This is a genomic window from Actinosynnema sp. NPDC004786, assembly GCF_053601135.1.
Genome location: NZ_JBSGBG010000020.1, coordinates 1 through 17,846, shown reverse-complemented (window position 1 = coordinate 17,846; position 17,846 = coordinate 1). Strand labels below are relative to the sequence as shown.

Here is a 17,846-nt window from a genome sequence, read left to right as displayed (position 1 = left end):
CTGCGGCTCGACCCGCGTTCCGACCGACGCCCCGCCTGCCCCGGGTTGGTCGGCTTGGGTCCGGTCCGGTCCGATCCGCGAGTTGACCGGTTGCTCCGCCAGGCCGAATGCGGTTGCCTGGCGTGGTGCCGGTCCGATTGGTGCTAGCCGACGACGAAGCGCTGCTCCGTCGGGGCCTCAGGGTGCTGCTGGAGGCGGACGGCCGGGTCGAGGTCGTGGCCGAGGCCGCGGACGGCGCCGGCCTGCTGGAGGTCGTGCGCCGGCACCGTCCCGACGTGGCGCTGGTCGACGTGCAGATGCCCGGCATGGACGGCCTCGCCGCGATGCGCGCCATGCTCGCCTGGCCCGACCCGCCCGCGCTCGCCGTGCTGACGACGTTCGACCTGGACGACTACGTGGCCGCGGCGCTGGAACTCGGCGCCCAGGGCTTCCTGCTCAAGGACGCCGAGCCGGACGCCCTGGTGCGCGCCGTGCTCGACCTGGCCGCCGGGGGAGCGGTCCTGGACCCCCGGATCACCGCCCGGCTGCTGCCGAAGCTGCGGCCGTCGAGGCTGCGCGGGAACGCCCAGCTCGCCACCCTGAGCGCGCGAGAGCGGCAGGTGCTCGAACTGCTGGCGAACGGGCAGCCGAACAGCGCCATCGCCACCGCGCTCGGGCTGAGCGAGGCCACGGTCAAGAGCTACGTGTCCACGGTGCTCACGAAGCTCGGCGTGGAGAACCGCGTCCAAGCCGCCCTCGTCGCCCACCAGGTGGACACGTGGTGACCGCGCTGGTCGAACTGCTGGCCGTCGTCGTGCCCGCGGCCATGGTCCTGCTCGCCGACCACGTCCCGTACGCGTGGTCGATCCCCACCGCGCTCGCCGCGTGCGCGGTGCTACCCCTGCGCCGCCGATGGCCCCGGCTCGTCGCCCTGACGTCCCTGCCCGGCCTGGTCGGCGGCCTGGGCTGGCCGCCGACCGTCGTCGCGCTGTACCGGGTGGGCCGCAAGTGCCCGGTGCCCGCGATGATCACCTGGGTGGCCCTCGCCACGGTCCTGCCGTCCACCCTGGTCGTGACCACCCAGCGCCTGCCACCCGGAGCCGCCCTGCTGACGTTCGCGTTCAGCCTGTTCATGGCCGGAGCCCCCACCGCCCTCGGAGCGCTGATCACGACGAGGCGCGACCTGACCGCGAGCCTCACCGAGGCCTCCCGCGCCAGGACGGCCGAGCTGGAGGCACGCGAAGCCGGTGCCCGAGCCGCCGAACGCGCCCGCATCGCCCGCGAGATCCACGACGCGGTCGGCCACCACGCCACCCTGATCGCCGTCGAAGCCGCGGCCCTCGCCGCCACCACGGACGAGCAGAAGACCAAGGACACGGCCCTGCGCCTGAGGTCGCTGGCCAAGGAGGCACTGGCCGAGATGCGCGCCGCCCTGGGCCTCCTCACCACCGAACCGACCCCGGGCCTCGACGGCATCACCGCCCTGATCGACCGCGCGAGATCCGCCGGCCTGACCGTGACCTGCGAAGACCACAGCGGCCACCCACCACCCCCACCCACCGGCCGCGCCGCGTACCGCGTGATCCAGGAGGCATTGACCAACGTCGCCAAGCACGCCCCGGGCGCCACCGTCCACATCACACTGTCCAGCCGGGACGGAACCCTGCGCGTTTCGATCGTGAACGGCCCTCCAACGCTCCCCACCCCACCACCGGACCAAGGCGGCCACGGCCTGCACGGCCTCAAGGAGCGGGTGACCCAAGCCGGCGGAACCCTGACCACCACCGCCCGCCCGGACGGCGGCTTCGCCGTCCACGCCAAGCTACCGACGGGTCTGCCAAAAGTTGACAAAGAAGACTCGACTTTCGGCGGTAGCCCCCGAAACCCGACGACCGCATAGTTGCCCCCGAGCCCGCCGACCGGGGGAACGTCCGCCGGCTCACCGAGGAGGGGAACGAGGGGTCCGCACCACCGCGGACCCCAACCCTTCCCGCAGCTAGACCGCCCTCTCCTCCCGAAGCACCCCCCACCTCCACCCCCCACCACGCGTGCGCTAAGCTATCGCCGCACCCCGCACCACGGGGCGCGGCCGGGACGTGGCGCAGTTTGGTAGCGCACTTGACTGGGGGTCAAGGGGTCGCAGGTTCAAATCCTGTCGTCCCGACGGTCTGGAGAAGCCCGCTCGATCTGGATGTTTGTCCAGGTCAGCGGGCTTTTTCGTGCCCTGGTGTCGATCTTCGTTCGGTCACGAAACGGTAACTTCGCGATCTTGGTGAACGCTGTTTAGGAGCGAAATCAGGAGCGGACCGCTCCAGATCTTTGACCAACGCCAAATAGGGTCGTGCCGAATGGGTGAAATCGGCCAACCGACGCCAAACGCCACCCATTTGGGGTTAACCGCGTCCACCGTGCGCCGAGCGTCCTGAACACGTCCTGACCTGCTGATATCGCCGCCTGGTGACCTGAACCGACGCGATCGGAAGCAGACCGCGGGGCCGCACGCGCCCTGCGATCACCGTGATGGCGACGGCATGGCACTGCGGCCGCGCACTACGGCACATCGGCACGTTCGACTGCCACGTCGAGCAACCCCGGTGACGCCTGTGGACGACGTCCATGTCACCGCCGGATGGTTCTCGCCATGGGTTCTGACAAGCACCAACAGTCAGTCGAGGGAAAGTTCAGGGTGAAGGTGTTCTTGCGGGATCGACTGGGCCGAGGACCACCGCGACGTCGCCCTGGTCGACGCCCATGGTGTCCTGGTGTCCTGGTGTCGCATCGACGACTCGGCTGACGGCTTCGCCGAGCTGCTGGCCATGCTCGCCGACGCCGGTGACGCCGCGACCGCACCCGAATCCTGGTGGCGATCGAGACTCCACGCGGCCTGCTGGTCGCCGGCCTGCGACAGACCGCGCGACAGGCCTACTCGATCATCCCGATGGCGGTGGCCCGCTACCGCGGACGACGCAGCGTCTCGCGCAAGAAATCCGACCACGTCGACGCCATGATCTTGGCGAACATCCTGCGCACCGACGCCCACGCCCACCGGCCGCTGCTCGCCGACAGCGAGCTCGCCCAGGCCGTCGTGGTGCTGTCCCGCGCAATCCAGGACGCCATCTGGCGGCGATCCCGCGCCACGCAGGAACTTCGCGCCGTGCTGCGCGAGTACTACCCTGGGTTCCTCGCCGCGTTCGCCAAGGGCGGCGCCACCGACCTCGCTAGTTCCGAAGCGCGCGTGGTCTTGGCGCTGGCACCGACACCCGCCGCTGCCGCGAAGATCACCAAGGTCGCGCATCGTCGCGGACCTGCGCCGTGCCGGTCGCCAACGCGGCATCGACGCCTGTTCGACCGCTTCCTCGGACAGCTCCACCACTGCCTCCAGGCGGCCAGACCTACGGACCCGATCAAGGCATTCGACGCCCAGCTCGACACCCCAACCGGGGCTGCGGCTTGACAGTGAGCAAGATCGGAGGTCTACCAGCGGTCCGACGGCGCCACCGTGTCCGGTGGCACCACCCCCGGATCATGCCTTCGACTGGGGACGTCGGTCACGCCGGACCCGGCTACCACGACTCCTTGATCAGGAACTACGAAGAAGGTAAAGGGGGACGCTCCTTGCCGTCCTCGTTGTCCATGCCCCGCGAGATGGGAGCCGCCGCCTCCACCGACTCGTGGGTCGCCATCATGCTGTACGCGATGTAGAGTTGGCGGCCTCTCGGCGGTGCCACGTCCGTGGCTCTCCCAGCCGCCGGTGATCTACAGGGAGCCACAAGTGAACTTGCCCGCGCCGAAGGGGCACCAGCGTGACGTCGTCTATCTGCCGGCCCGCGGCCATCAAGTAGTCCTCGGTACCGCTGGCACGGGTAAGACCGTGATGGCGATCCACCGTGCCGCGCACCTCGCTGACACTCGCACGCGGAACCACGGGCCGACGTTGTTGCTGACGTACAACAACTCGTTGGTCACGTACTTGCGCCACCTGGCGGCCCGATTGCCGGGCGTTACCATTGAGACGTACGGCAAATTCTCCCGCGGTTATCTGGCCGCTCAAGGCTTGATGGGCTACAACCAAATCGCCACCCCTGACGTGCGGCGACACTTCGTCGAGCAGGCCGTCAAGGCCACCATGGCTGGCTACAGGCCGCCGTACACGTTCTTCGAGCGCGCTACCGACTTCTTCCTCGATGAACTCGAGTGGATTGATGGCCACGGTCTCACCACAGTGCAGGACTACCTTGAGGTGAAGCGCACCGGCAGAATGGCACCGCTCCAGCAGGGGCAGCGGCAAGCTGTTTGGGCCATCCGTGAAAACTACTTGAAGGCGCGCCGTGCAGGAGGACGCCCCTATGACTGGGCTGGCCTTCCAACGGTCGTCCGCGCTGCCCTTGCCGTAGACACGGACGCCCGCCTGTACAAGCATATCGTGGTCGACGAAGCGCAGGACCTGTCACCGGAGGCGATCCGCTCCCTGGCTGAAGCCATCCCGGAAGACGGTAGCTTGACGCTTTTCGCGGACTACGCGCAGCAGATCTACGGACAGCGCGTGTCCTGGCGCTCCTGCGGGTTGACCGTCGCGAAGGCGGAACTCTTCCTCGACAACTACCGCAACAGCCCGGAGATCGCTCGCCTCGCGATCGCGATGGCGGACATGCCTCACTTCAAGGACTCGGCCGACCTCGTCGAGCCTCGCGCCCCGCAGCGTGCTGCCGGAGCGAAGCCCACGCTCGTCCGCTACTCATCGCCAGCGGCCGAAGCGGCTGGCGTGGCCACCAACGCCGCCGACTTCGGCAAGTTCGCACGCGTCGGCGTGCTCGCGAGGACCAGAGCCGAAGCGCGCCAAGCTGTCGCTGGCATCAAGGGGGTCCGCATGCTGCACGACAACATGCAGAAGTGGGAGATCAGCGCGGGCATCTATGCCGGCACCTACCACTCCGCCAAAGGCCTCGAATTCGATGTTGTGTTCCTCCCCTTCTGCGGCGCGAACCGATGCCCGGATGGTGACACTGTGGCTGCATTCGGCTTCGAGGAGGCTGCAAGCCGCGAGAGCCGTCTGCTTTACGTCGGGGTGACCAGGGCCTGCGACGAGCTGATCATCACCCACAGCGGGGGCTTGACGCCGCTGCTCCCCGCCGCAAACTCCGGCCTCTACGAGGTGACGACGTGACCGACACGAACATCGAAGTTGCTGCCGCGCTCAGCGCGCTGCCGTTCACGCGACTCACTCACTTCACGCCGTCGCTCAACCTGCCGAGCATCGTCGCTGACGGAGAGCTGAGGAGCGTCAAAGACCTCAAGGATGACGTCCGGGCCTGCTATCGGGCCACCGACCTGCAGCGCCTGGATGGCTACCACGACAAAGTGTGCTGCAGCATCCAGTACCCCAACGGCTACTACTTCGACATCGCCCGCCGGAAGCACGACGTGATCAACTATCCCGATTGGATCTGCCTCGTGCTGGACAAAGGGCTCGTTGCGACCGAGGGAACGCTGTTCTCACCGCGGAATGCTGCAGCTACCGGGGCACGCCCGGTTCCAGGTGCGGCAGGTCTGCGAGCCTGTTACGCCCCGTCGGTTCCTGGCCAAGGTGGACAGACGCGCACCCGCGGTCCCCGGCATGATCCGCGCTGTCCGACGGACGTGCAAGCTGAAGTGCTCGTGACCGCCCCTGTGCCGTTATCCGCCATCCATGGGATCGTGTTCCCCACTGCTGCGGCGGCCGAAGAGGAGTACGGACGGTTAGACCGATTCGGGATGCTCCCACCCGACCAGGTGCAGTGGATCATCTCACCGAGCATGTTCGACAAGATTGCGATCGCTAACGCCGTTCGACTCGGGCACGGCCTCGCTGAGGCCGTGTGGTCATCTCCCTCACAACAGGTTGAATCTCATGACCCCGATTGATGAAACGTTGAGGCGTACCGCGCGAGGCATCTTCCTCGGTGCAGCGGTCGGCGACGCCTTGGGTTGGCCTCAGGAGGTCAAGGGCGGACTTGTCGGAGGTCAGAAGGAGCGCGATCGTGCTACCCCTCGACCCGAATTTCGAACCTGGGTCCGCAACGCCGGCCACTACACACGCCGTTACCGAGATCCGGTCCGCGCGGGTGAGTACAGCGACGACACTCAGTTGCTACTTGTCTCCGCAAGGTGCTGCCTTGCGGGCGACCAGTGGTGGCAACGTCTCACCGAGGTTGAACTTCCGACCTGGCCCTTGTACCAGCGTGGCGGCGGAGGCGCGGTTCTTAGGGCCGCCGCGTCCTGGTCCGAAGGGCGCCCTCCATGGCACAGCAATTCCGTTCGCACGCGAAGTGCGGAGGAGCGTTACAGGAAAGCCGGTGCCAACGGCGTCGCAATGCGTATTGCCCCGCACGTGTTGTGGGCCGACGGACCCGAAGATCTAGTCCGACGGGTAGTGCGTGACGGGATTGCGACCCATGGACACCCCCGAGCACTAGTCGGTGCGCTTGTCTACGCCTTTGCGCTTCGCCATGCCGCGACTTCAGTTGATACACACGGATTTGGCGACAGTGTCGGCGCCGCAACGGCAGGCTTGATAGATGTCGAACAAGTGCTCCCGATGCTGCCTTCGGACTGGGGCACTGCCCAGCAGCTTGATTTTTTTGCAAACACATGGCAGCATACAAATGAGGAGGTAGTACGGCTTCTTGACAATATTGCGCAGTCCTTGGGTCGTGGCGCAATGAGTAACCCTAATTCAACACTGGAACAGCTTGGTTGCACCGACCCTAAGGTCAACGGTTCCGGAACAATATCAGCCGTTGCGGCGATCTACCTCGCAAGCAGATTTGCTGCACGTCCACAAGGTGGACTGGTATCGGCAGCCTATCTCCGCAGAGGCGACACGGATACGTTGGCCTCACTTACTGCAGCTATACTCGGGGCACTGCACGGCACGCAATGGCTTGGAGAATCGCTACACGCTGTGCAGGATGTGGACTATATTGGCAGCGTCGCCGAAAGTGTGGTTTCACGGGCGGGCAAAAATTTGAAATGGCCGAGCCGTCAGCCTTCCGTGTTGCGTCATGCACTTTTGGAAAGCCTGCTGGATACGCCGGTTCGGGAGGGTGAGTTTCCCGATGGCCGTAAATACTTCGTTCGAGATGTGGAAGACCTTTCCAATGAGGTCTGGCGCACTCGACTCCTTCTCGACGACGGTCAAACCGTATTGGTTGACCGCCGGGCGAACCCGACTACGCCCCCCTTTCTTCGGGAAGTTGCTAGAACGGAACAACAAGGCGCTGCACATTCAAGTGTTCACAAAGAGGGGCAGCATCGGAAAGATCTCGGGCTAAAGATCGAAGATTCTACGACGGTGGAATCGGTGGATGACGTCGCACCTCTTCGTGTTGGGGCTGGCGTAGTCCTCGATGTAAAGCGACTAACTCAGACCGTAGATTTCTATGCTCGGCTCATCGGCGATGACATCCGAGCGCGCGGAAACTTTGCTGAGGTTAGTTCAGAAATTGTGCTTCGCCAGGCACAACCAAACGATCCTGTAGGAAGCTCGGGATTGACGATCCGCATCGCGGTGGACAATCTGTCAGAAGCACTCCGACGCGTGGGACTTGAGGTCGCCTCCAACCGTCATGGTGAAACCATCGAGGTAACAGACCCTGACGGTCGACGGGTGCTTGTCAGCCAAGTGGGTATCACCGTAGAACGACCGCAGAAGGTGTTCTGGGACCGAATCGACGCAAGAGACTTTGAGCGCCTCCTGGTGCGGGTGCTAGAACAGTCGGAGGCATATGAACGAGTGGATCGCTCGGAGCCTGAACACGGCCCTGACGTTGGCGTCGATGGATACGCTTATATGCAAGCGAATGATAACGCTGCTGACTCTGCGCAACTGGTGATTTTCCAGGCGAAGCACTCGCCTAATCGGCCGGTCGGTCTGGCCGAGATTGAACATCTCGTAAATGCGAAGCTATTCCGCGTCGACAGCGGATCGATCGATCGCCTGATCATTGCCACTACTGGATCATTGACGCGTGCCGCCGTAAAGTGGGTAGAGAAGTACAATCAGGATCAGTATCCGATGAGTATCGGCGTGTGGTCCTCAAATGATCTTGAGGAAATTCTCCGAAAAAAGCCAGCGATTCTGGCAGAGTTCGGACTGGTGGGCTAATGCCGGGGCAAGTCAGAAATGATGAAAGACTGGCTCACGACCAGCTTCTCAGTGTGGCCAACGGTCCTGTGGCAACCAGTCGGTCGATGCTCGAGCCCTCGTCGGGGTAGACAAGCGTCGACGTGAACGCAGCGCTGGCACTCACAGGCCAGCGAGGATCGCAACTACGGCAGCGTGACGGCTCGCGGGTGCTCGGGGTTCCAGCGCTGGCCTTCCGAGACTGGCGAGGATCGCAACTGAAGCTTCGTGTAGAAGCCCTGCGGGTTGGTCCGGCAGCGGCTAGCCTCAGGGCTGGTGAGGATCGCAACACCGTGTCGCACAGCGCCGCGACCGGCGGCGCGCCAAACAGCGCCAGCCCTCCAGGACTGGCGGGGATTCCAATGAGGCCAGCAACAGCCACGGCCACCACCTGGTCGGCCGCGCCAGTCATTTGGGGTTGGCGAGGATCGCAACGGCGTTGGTTTCACCGGATGCGGCAATACCACGGAGCAGTGTCAGCCTCTGGGGCAGCGAGGATTGCAACGGTCCGAAGGGCGCGCCCCGCATCCGAAGCTGGCGAGTACTGCAACAAGATCAAGTTGTACTGGGGACGCGACCGGCAACTACCCGAGCGCCAGTTCTTCGGAGCCGACGAAGATCATAATTAGACGTTGTTTTCCGCCTAGCGGACGTGACGCTGCTGCCAGCACTGGCCTTCCGGAGGGCCTGCGAGGATCGCAACGTCGCGGCGTACGCCCGATCTCGGTCCAGCGGAGCCAGCGCCGGCCCTCCGGGGCCAGCGAGGATCGCAACCGTGAACCGGAGTACGTGTTCCTTGCTCCACTGGTCCCAGCGCTGGCCCTCCGGGGCTGGTGAGGATCGCAACGCCTACCACCTGGTCCTGGCCGCGACCGACGAGCAGCCAGCACCGGCCCTCCAGGGCCGCGTAAGCCGCGCAGGCGGACCTGCACCGCGTGCATCCGCCGATGCCCGTAGCCGCCGTGGGCTGGCTCGAACGCCTCGGTGATCGCGACCTTGAGGCTGGCGCGCGGGTCGTCGCGCACGAGCCGGGCCTGACAGTAGAAAGCGTCGACTGGGCCACCTGGCGGCCTCCAACAGGGTTGACCAGGACGTTTCCGCCCGAGCTGGTGGATCGGGTGATCGCCGGGACCGGGCGGGCGGGGCAGCGTGACCGGCTGCTGCCGCCGCGGGTGGTCGTCTACTTCGTGCTGGCCATGTGTCTGTTCACCGGTCAGGGCTACGAGGAAGTGGCCCGATTGCTAACCGAGGGCGTGTCGTGGGCGGCGCGGTGGTCGAAGCCGTAGCGGGTGCCCACGACTGCGGCGATCTCCCGGGTCCGGGTCAGGCTGGGCGCGGCACCGTTGAAGGCGTTGTTCGAGCAGGTCGGGTGGCGGTGGCCGAATGCGGCACGCACGCGATGACCGCCGCGACGTTGGGGCCGATCACCAAGGCCGAGTCCACCCTGGCCCGGGACCTGTTCCCCGCCCTGGGCAAGGGAGAACTGCTGATGGCCGACCGGGGATTCGCGGGGTTGCCGTTGTGGCGCGCCGCGTCCGCGGTCGGCGCGGACCTGTTGTGGCGCGTGCGGGCGAACATCGTGTTGCCCGTGCGGCGGGAGCTGCCCGACGGTCGTACCTGTCGGAGATCGTGGCTACCGAAGACCACTACCGGCGCAAGGATCCGGTGACGGTGCGGGTGGTCGAGTACGTAACTGGCGGGGAGCGCAACCTGCGGCAACATCGACGCCGAGGTGTACGCGCGCCTCTCTGGGAGTAGCGCGCATCGGAACAGTAGGTTGTTGTGATGCAAGCCGTGCTTGCGTCGCAGGTGCTGGTTTTGCAGGGCAGGTTGGGGTCGCAACGCGTCGGCCCCGGTGTCGGTGTCGTCGTACAGATCCAGCGTTGGTTCTTCGGGACTGGCGAGAATCGCAACTACTAGTGGCTGCGCACTGTGAGTGCCTGGAACGGGTCGGACCCTTGAGTGGTCCGACCCGTTTTGTTTGCGGTAGTCACGATCACTCGATCGGGTACCGCTTGCAGTGCGAGGCACTAGTAGAACTACAAGTCAGTTAGCCTCTGCTGCGGCGGTCCTGACGCTGGCGCGCCGGGACGGCACGGCATCCGCGTGGCGTACTCGCTATAGGAAGGTGGAACTGGATTGACCACTACTAACGCTCGAACCTGGGAGGTCAGGCTGACGCGTACTGAACGGGCCGGAACGGTGACACGTCGGCTCCAACTCAGGACCAGCAAGGCGATCGTCTTTCTCGGACTTGGTCGGCGTTGACGACCTGCCATGCGGGTGATCGTTGCCGACGGTGGGTGTCGCCCGCATGGCCTGGTACGCCTGTCATCGGCTCTGGTCAAAGGATCTTTCGGCTGAGCGAGGTAAAACCTGATATTTGCGGTTACTGGCGAGTTCATGTCTATGTGGCCGTCGATTGTCGATCGTGCGTTCGACCCTGCCCGCCTATCAGGTGATGATTGCCGGTGTTTTCGTGAGGAAGGTTCGGTTTCATCTGTTTTTGTCGGTGTCGCGGAGTAGTACCTGACGCGTGTCGTCGGATGAGAGTGATGGGTGTCTGTGGGCGCACAGCGCCAACCGTGTCGGGACGTGGCACGGGTTGGAGGAGCACCTGCGGGCTGTCGCGGCGCGGGCCGAGTGCTTCGCCGAGCCGTTCGGTGCCGGGGTGCTGGCCTGGTGGTTGGGGTTGTTGCATGACGTGGGTAAGGCGACCGTCGCGTGGCAGTGCGGCCTGGCGTCCGCGGCGGCTGCGGGTGGGCCGGTGGGGATTGATCACAAGGCTGCCGGTGCGCGGTGGGGGATCGGGTTGGGTTTGTGGCGGTGGGTGATGGCTGTGCACGGCCATCACGGTGGCCTGACCAGTCCGGCGGATCTGCACCGGTTCCTGAGCAGTCCGGAGCGGGACCGGGTGGCCGAGGCGGAGGCTGTGCGGCGGTTGACCGGGTCGATGCCCGAGTTCCGCAGCGCCGTGCGTCCGACGTGGCCTGAGGGGACGCGTGAGGACCTGCTGGCGGGGGAGATGCTGCTGCGGATGGTGTTCTCGGCACTGGTGGATGCCGACTATCTCGATACCGCGGCGCACTTCCGGGGTTCCGGTGGCGCGGTGGAGAGCGTGCCGGTGGGCATGGGGGTGCTGCTGGATCGCTTCGAACGGGGACGTGTGGAGAAGGTGTCCATGCGTAGGCCCTCGCCGGTCGACGAGGTGCGCAAACGCGTCTACGAGGCTGCGGTGGCCGCCGCCGGGGGAGAGCGGGGCTTTTTCCGGCTCGGTGCGCCGACCGGGTCGGGCAAGACGTATGCGATGGCAGGGTTCGCGTTGCACCATGCCGTGCGGCACGGGCTGCGTCGGGTGGTTGTGGCGGTGCCGTTTCTGTCGGTGACCGATCAGAACGCGAAGGTGTACCGGGATCTGCTCGATCCGGAGCGGACGGGGCAGGTGGTGTTGGAGCACCACAGCGCGGTGGATCTGGAGGATGTCCGGCGGCGTACGGTGCGGGGGCGGCGTGGTCGGTCGGTGCGGTGGCAGCGGTTGGCGGCGGAGAACTGGGACGCCGAGTTCATCGTGAGCACCACGGTGCAGCTGTTCGAGTCGTTGCACGAGCGCAAGCCGAGTCGGATGCGCAAGCTGCACCGGTTGGCGAACTCGGTGATCGTGCTGGACGAGGTGCAGGCGATCCCGGTGCACGTGCTGGAGCCGGTGCTGTTGATGCTGCGTCAGCTGGTGGAGCACTTCGGTGTCACGGTGCTGTTGGCCTCGGCGACCCAGCCGGAGTTCTGGGATCTGCCCGTGCTCGACGGCGTGGAACCGGTGGACATCGTCGACGACGCGGCCGAGCTGTACGGGCAGCTGCGGCGGGTGCGTTTCGACTGGTGGAGCCAGGGCAGGCCGACGCTGACCGAGGTGGCGGGGCAGGCGGCGCAGCGGGGCCAGGCGCTGGTGGTGGTCAACACCACCGACCACGCCCGCGAAGTCTACCGGGGGTGGCGGGTGCTGCGGGAGCGGGGCGTGATCGCGGCCGAGGTGGAGTTGCGGCATCTGTCGACCCGGATGTGTTCGCGTCACCGGCTCGACACCATCGAGGACATCCGTCGACTTCAGGGTCGCGACGGCGCGCGGGTTCTGGTGGCCTCCACACAGCTGATCGAAGCCGGCGTGGATCTGGACTTTCCGGTGCTCTATCGGGCGATGGCGCCGGCGGAGGCGCTGTTGCAGGCGGCCGGGCGGTGCAACCGCGAGGGGCATCTCGGTGTCGAGGGCGGCCTCGTGGTTGTCTTTGATCCGCGTGAGCAGGGACGTCCGCCGTCCTACGAGGTGCCGCTGCACGAGACCCGACTGCGCTTCGGCCCGGGCCGAGCCGAGCCCGACGACCTGACCGCCCTGGCACGGTACTTCCCGGCCCTCTACGCCAGTCTGGGTGCCGAGGCGCTCGGGCGTGCGGTGGTGACGGCGCGACGGGACTGGGACTTCGTCCGCACCGCGGAGTTGTTCCGCATGATCGACGACAACAGTGTGCCGGTCTTCGTCGACTACACCCCCGCCGGCGACTCCGATCTGCGGGCCAAAGCCGACCGCGTGATCGAAGCACTGCGCCGGGGACGCCCCGTCGGTCCCGAACGGATGCGCCACCTCCAACCGTTCCTGGCATCCCTGCCCCGCAGGACCGCCGACCGCATGCCCGAGACGTTGCTGACGCCGCTGATCGGCGACCTGTACCAGTGGCACGGCCCCTACGACCCGCACCTCGGCATCGACCCCACCCACGACCCCGCCACGGACCGGTCCTTGGAGGACTTGTGAGCAGACCACGACTCAAGCCCGCGACCACGGACGCACCCGTGGTCCTGGACATCTCCGGCGACTTCGCCTGCTTCACCCGGCCGGAGTCCAAAGCCGAACGGATCAGCTACCCGATGATGACCCCCAGCGCCGCAGTCGGCGTGCTGGAGTCGATCTTCTGGAAGCCGGAGTTCGACTATCTCGTGCGCCGCATCGAGGTGCTGCGCCCGATCAAGTGGTTCCGCATCCGCCGCAACGAGATCGCCACCCCGCCCAGCTTGTCGACCATCCGCCGCCAGGGCGAGCACTTCCACTACGACGTCACCGCCGACCGCGACCAACGGTTCACCCTGGCGTTGCGCGACGTGGCCTACCGCGTCCACGCCGACATCCAGCTGCGCCCGCACGCCACCGAAGGACTGGGCAAGTACCTGTCGCAGTTCCAGCGGCGCATCGCCCGGGGTGCCAGCTTCAGCCACCCCTACCTGGGCTGCCGGGAGTTCTCCGCCGGCGACTTCGGCCCACCCGAGCCCGGCGTCACACCGGAGCCGCACGACGAAGACCTGGGCGTGATGCTGCTCCGCGTCGACCGCTCCACCGGAAGCCCGCGGTCGCTGTGGTTCACCGCACAACTACACGCCGGTGTGCTCCGCGTGCCCGCCGACGGCATCCACGACCCGGCCCGCGACGCCGCCGCCCTCGGCGAGACCGCCCACGGTGAAGACACCGCTGACCACGACCTCGACCACGAGCAGGGGTGAGCGGTGTACCTCAAACGCCTGCGCGACTTCGCCAAGACCAGCGACGAGATGCCCCTGCCCTTCCACACCTGGAGCTCCGTGCGCTGGATGCTCGACCTCGACCACAAAGGACGACCGCTGGGCGAGTTGGTCGACCTCGCCGTGCCCGACGAACCGTCGCGGCGCAACGGCAAACGCGAACTCGTCCCCAAGCTCCAACGCTCCGGTAGCGGCACCCAACCCCAACTCGCCTGCGACGACCTGAAAAACGCCCTCGGGTGGACCGACCCACCACCACCCCAGACAGGCACCACACCCGTCAAGGACACCGAACGCGCCCGACGCTGCCACGACGCCTTCACCGACCTGGTCACCGCCTGGGCCGACGAGCACCCCCATGACCACGCCGCCCAGGCGTTGCGCGCGTTCCTCGCCACCGGCGGACCACAACGCCTGGCCAAGCCCGCCAAGTACAACGCGAGCGATCTGGTCATGTTTCGCGTCGACGGCGCCCCGGTCCATCGCTCCGCGACTGCGGCCGAGTACTGGACGCGGGTGGCACAGGCCCGCAAGAGCAGCGGCGGCACCGGCGTGTGCCTGGTCTGCGGAGAGCCCGGCAGCCTGGTCGACACCTTCCCCCGCCAGGTCACCGCCGGACTCATCCCCGCCCTCGGCCACGACCCCGACAGCCGCAGCAAGAACCGCCCCCAACCCTCCGCGGTCACCCTGGCCAGCATGAACAAACCCGCCATGGGCTACGAGCTGACCACCCAACTCACCCACGCACCCGTCTGCGCCACCTGCGCCGAATGGAGCGTCGCCGCGCTGGACCACCTGCTGCGCAGCCGCGACCACACCCGACGCATCGGCGACACCGCCCTGACCTGGTGGCTGCTCGACACCGAACCCGGCACCACCGCACCCATCGAACTGCTCTTCGACCCCGACACCGCCGCCATCGACAGCCTGCTCGCCGAACTACCCCCCGACGACCCCACCACCACACGCCCCGACCCACGGCACCTGGTCAAGACCGTCGGCACCATGCTCGACAGCCCCAAACAAGGACGCGAACCCGGACGCGTGGACACCGGCATCTTCTGCGCCGCCGCGGTCAGCGCCAACAAAACCCGACTGATCCTGCGCGACTGGATCGACGTCCCCCTGCCCGCCGCCAAGGCCGCCGTGGCGACCTGGTTCACCCAGCATACCGTCATCGACCCCTGGACCGGCCGACCCGAACGCTTCTCCCTGCACCGACTCCTGCTCGCCCTGGGCCGCTGGGACCCGCGCACCAACACCTACCTACCACTGGGAGACCCCGGCGCCCGACGCCCGCTGTCCGCGCAACGCGACCTGCTCACCGCCGCCCTGCACACCACACCACTTCCGCAGTCACTGGCCTTCCATCTCGTCCAACGCTTCCGCGCCGACAAACGCATCGACAACCCCCGCCTCGCCCTGCTGCGCCTGCTGACGATCCGCACCCTCAAGCCCGGAAAGACGATCCCGATGGCCCTCGACGACAGCAACAACGACACCGCCTACCTGGCCGGACGACTCTTCGCCGTCCTGGAATCCCTCCAACACGCCGCCAGCACCCTCGACGGCAGGAAGAAACTCAACACCACCCTCACCGACCGCTACCTCGCCGCCGCCTCCACCAGCCCCGCCCGGGTCATGCCCGACCTGCTCCGCGGCGCGCAAGCCCACCTCAAGAAACTGCACGGCCGCGACCGCGGCGCCGCGGCCACGGCCTACACCAAACTCCGCGACGAACTGTGCGGACGCCTCAACCCCATGCCCCTCACCCTCGACCTCACCCAACAGTGCGCCTGGTTCAACGGCTACGCCGACCAACGCAACCACCACTTCGCCAGCGCCGCCGCCCGCAGACAAGCCAACCAAGAGGGACTCGACAACGGCGACACCGAACCCGACGCCGCCCTCATCCCCGCCACCGACAACTGACCCGACCCACACCAGGGAGCACACCATGACCGAAGCGCACCTCGACCCGACCCGCCGCCACGACGCCGTCCTGCTCTTCGACGTCCTCGACGGCAACCCCAACGGCGACCCCGACGCCGGCAACCAACCCCGCGTCGACGTCGAAACCGGCCAAGGCCTCGTCACCGACGTCAGCCTCAAGCGCAAGATCCGCGACCAGATCCCGCTCCTGCGCCCCGACCAGCCCCGCTACAAGATCTTCGTCGAAGCCGACACCGCCCTGAACACCAACATCGGCCGCGCCTTCACCGCCACCGACACCCCCGTCACCAAGAAGACCACCCCCGACCAACGCCGCACCGTCCAACAGTGGCTGTGCAACGAGTTCTACGACATCCGCATGTTCGGCGGCGTCGTCGGCACCGGCAACGGCAACGCCGGACGCATCCGCGGCCCCCTCCAACTCACGTTCGCCCGCACCATCGACCGCGTCCTCGTCCAAGGCCACGGCATCACCCGCATCACCCAGACCACCGAAAAAGACATCACCGAAGGCGGCGAATCCACCGAAATGGGCACCAAGTGGACCGTCCACTACGGCCTCTACCGCGCCCACCTCCACTACAGCGCATCCCGCGGCACCGACACCGGCGTCACCCCCGAAGACCTCGCAGTCCTCTGGCAAACCCTCACCAACCTCTTCGAACACGACCGCGCCAGCGGCCGCGGCGAAATGGACGTCAAAGGCCTCCACATCTTCACCCACGACGACGCCTACGGCCGCGCCCGCGCCAGCCAACTCTTCAACCGCATCACCGCCAAACCCCTCAACACCACGCCCCGCACCATCAACGACTACAAAATCGACATCAGCGACAGCGGGCATGCCGGTGTAACCCTTACTTCACTGGTCGGCTAACCGTCTTCCTGGATTTTTTCGCTGAGAGGCAAACCTTGGATCTCGTAACCGTGAGGAGTGATCGCCGGAGTATGGTTTGCAATCGGCAGCGCCACGCTGGAGAGGATCGCAATGGAGCTCAATTCGAACACTTTGGCAACATTGACGCGTTGACATTATTTATGCGCGCATTGCAAGCAGCGTCAGCCCTGTAAGGGCTGACGAGGATCGCAACATCCAGATCAATGCCCGCGACCACCTCGCCTGGCTTGAGCAGCGTCGGCCTTACGAGACTAACGGGAACCTCGACGGCTCCCCAGGCGGTGCCAGTTCCCTGGGAGCTGTCGAGGATCGCAACCCTTCGAGCACGTTGACCGGGCCGTCGTAGACCTTGCGCAGCGCCAGCCTTCAGGACCGGGGAGGATCGCAACGAAGACATCGTCGGCACACAAGCGTCGATGACCGCCAGCACCAGCCCTGCGGGAATGGTGAGGATCGCAACGCACCGACTCGCGGCCGGACCGGCGGCCAGCCGTGTGGCCAGCGTCAGCCCTCCGGGACTTACGAGGATCGCAACGGGGACACAGGGTCGGCGCGCTGGCGCTTCCCGACGCACCACGAGCCCCACACCAAGACCTGTTCACCCCGCGCCCCTGCGGAGACTGGCGTGACTGAACTCCTGCGGACCCTGTTCGCCACCACGCCGGGAACGAGCCTGTACCTGGACGGCGACGTCCTGCGCATCGCGCACCCCGACAAACCCGGACGGCACCTCCTTCCGCTGGTCCGGCTCGACCACATCGTCGCCTGTAACGGCGTCTCCCTCACCGACGACCTCGTGCACCGTTGCGCCGCCGACGGCCGCTCCATCACCTGGGTGACCCGCAACGGCAGATTCCTCGCCCGCACCAGCGGCCCCCACACCGGCAACCCCCACCTGCGCCTGGCCCAGGTCCGCACCCACGACAACCCGCACGCACGACTCAGCCTCGCCAAAGCGTTCGTCGCGGGCAAGCTGCACAACTACCGCCAACTCCTGCTCCGCGCCGCCCGCGACGCCACTGGTTCCCGCCAGACACGGCTTAGGGACATCTCCGACAACCACGCCGCCGCCCTCACCCAGCTCGCCGACGCCACCGCACTCGCCGAAGTGCTCGGCATCGAAGGCCGCGCGGCCCGCGACTACTTCCAGGGACTCGACCAACTCGCCCTGGGCGTCGCCACCGGACGAACCCGCAGTCCACCCACCGACCCCGTCAACTGTCTGCTCTCCTTCGGCTACGGCATGCTCCGCGTCTCGGTCCACGGCGCCCTCGAACAAGTCGGACTCGACCC

General features: G+C 66.5%; 13 protein-coding genes and 1 tRNA gene. All 14 read left to right on the top strand.

Annotated elements, in window-relative coordinates:
• Positions 1 to 107 precede the first annotated feature (107 nt).
• Positions 108 to 764 (top strand): response regulator, encoded by a 657-nt coding sequence (locus tag ACWEFJ_RS19490; protein ID WP_449714584.1) that lies wholly within the window; start codon positions 108 to 110, stop codon positions 762 to 764.
• Positions 761 to 1,879: a sensor histidine kinase gene (locus tag ACWEFJ_RS19485; protein ID WP_449714583.1), complete on the top strand. Its 1,119-nt coding sequence runs from the start codon at positions 761 to 763 to the stop codon at positions 1,877 to 1,879. Before ACWEFJ_RS19490 ends, ACWEFJ_RS19485 begins: the two co-directional genes overlap by 4 nt.
• Before the next feature lie 190 nt (positions 1,880 to 2,069).
• Positions 2,070 to 2,143: transfer RNA gene (locus tag ACWEFJ_RS19480), tRNA-Pro, on the top strand.
• A 696-nt stretch (positions 2,144 to 2,839) separates the two neighbouring features.
• The gene (locus tag ACWEFJ_RS19475) at positions 2,840 to 3,433 is read left to right on the top strand and encodes an IS110 family transposase (protein ID WP_449714582.1); all 594 of its coding nucleotides are present in this window, start codon (positions 2,840 to 2,842) and stop codon (positions 3,431 to 3,433) included.
• Between the two features lie 318 nt (positions 3,434 to 3,751).
• On the top strand, positions 3,752 to 5,143 hold the full coding sequence (locus ACWEFJ_RS19470; RefSeq protein ID WP_449714581.1) for a 3'-5' exonuclease: 1,392 nt from the start codon (positions 3,752 to 3,754) through the stop codon (positions 5,141 to 5,143).
• The gene (locus ACWEFJ_RS19465) at positions 5,140 to 5,880 is read left to right on the top strand and encodes a DarT ssDNA thymidine ADP-ribosyltransferase family protein (RefSeq protein WP_449714580.1); all 741 of its coding nucleotides are present in this window, start codon (positions 5,140 to 5,142) and stop codon (positions 5,878 to 5,880) included. Before ACWEFJ_RS19470 ends, ACWEFJ_RS19465 begins: the two co-directional genes overlap by 4 nt.
• A complete protein-coding gene (locus ACWEFJ_RS19460) occupies positions 5,867 to 8,122 on the top strand; it encodes an ADP-ribosylglycohydrolase family protein (RefSeq protein WP_449714579.1) in 2,256 nt (751 codons plus the stop codon). The genes ACWEFJ_RS19465 and ACWEFJ_RS19460 overlap by 14 nt, the downstream gene beginning before the upstream one ends.
• 980 nt (positions 8,123 to 9,102) lie before the next feature.
• On the top strand, positions 9,103 to 9,426 hold the full coding sequence (locus tag ACWEFJ_RS19455) for a transposase domain-containing protein (RefSeq protein ID WP_449714578.1): 324 nt from the start codon (positions 9,103 to 9,105) through the stop codon (positions 9,424 to 9,426).
• Positions 9,427 to 9,509: 83 nt separating this feature from the next.
• Positions 9,510 to 9,809, top strand: coding sequence for a hypothetical protein (locus ACWEFJ_RS19450; protein ID WP_449714577.1), 300 nt, complete (start codon positions 9,510 to 9,512; stop codon positions 9,807 to 9,809).
• A gap of 936 nt (positions 9,810 to 10,745) precedes the next feature.
• Complete coding sequence (gene cas3, locus ACWEFJ_RS19445; protein WP_449714576.1) at positions 10,746 to 12,944, top strand: CRISPR-associated helicase Cas3'; 2,199 nt, start codon at positions 10,746 to 10,748, stop codon at positions 12,942 to 12,944.
• Complete coding sequence (cas5c, locus tag ACWEFJ_RS19440; protein WP_449714575.1) at positions 12,941 to 13,684, top strand: type I-C CRISPR-associated protein Cas5c; 744 nt, start codon at positions 12,941 to 12,943, stop codon at positions 13,682 to 13,684. The genes cas3 and cas5c overlap by 4 nt, the downstream gene beginning before the upstream one ends.
• A gap of 3 nt (positions 13,685 to 13,687) precedes the next feature.
• Positions 13,688 to 15,634 carry a type I-C CRISPR-associated protein Cas8c/Csd1 gene (gene cas8c / locus ACWEFJ_RS19435; protein ID WP_449714574.1) on the top strand — a complete coding sequence of 649 codons (1,947 nt, stop codon included), beginning with the start codon at positions 13,688 to 13,690 and terminating at the stop codon, positions 15,632 to 15,634.
• Between the two features lie 25 nt (positions 15,635 to 15,659).
• Positions 15,660 to 16,532 (top strand): type I-C CRISPR-associated protein Cas7/Csd2, encoded by an 873-nt coding sequence (gene cas7c, locus ACWEFJ_RS19430; RefSeq protein WP_449714573.1) that lies wholly within the window; start codon positions 15,660 to 15,662, stop codon positions 16,530 to 16,532.
• A gap of 646 nt (positions 16,533 to 17,178) precedes the next feature.
• The coding region (cas1, locus tag ACWEFJ_RS19425) for a CRISPR-associated endonuclease Cas1 (protein WP_449714572.1) at positions 17,179 to 17,846 on the top strand (668 nt) is incomplete at its 3' end.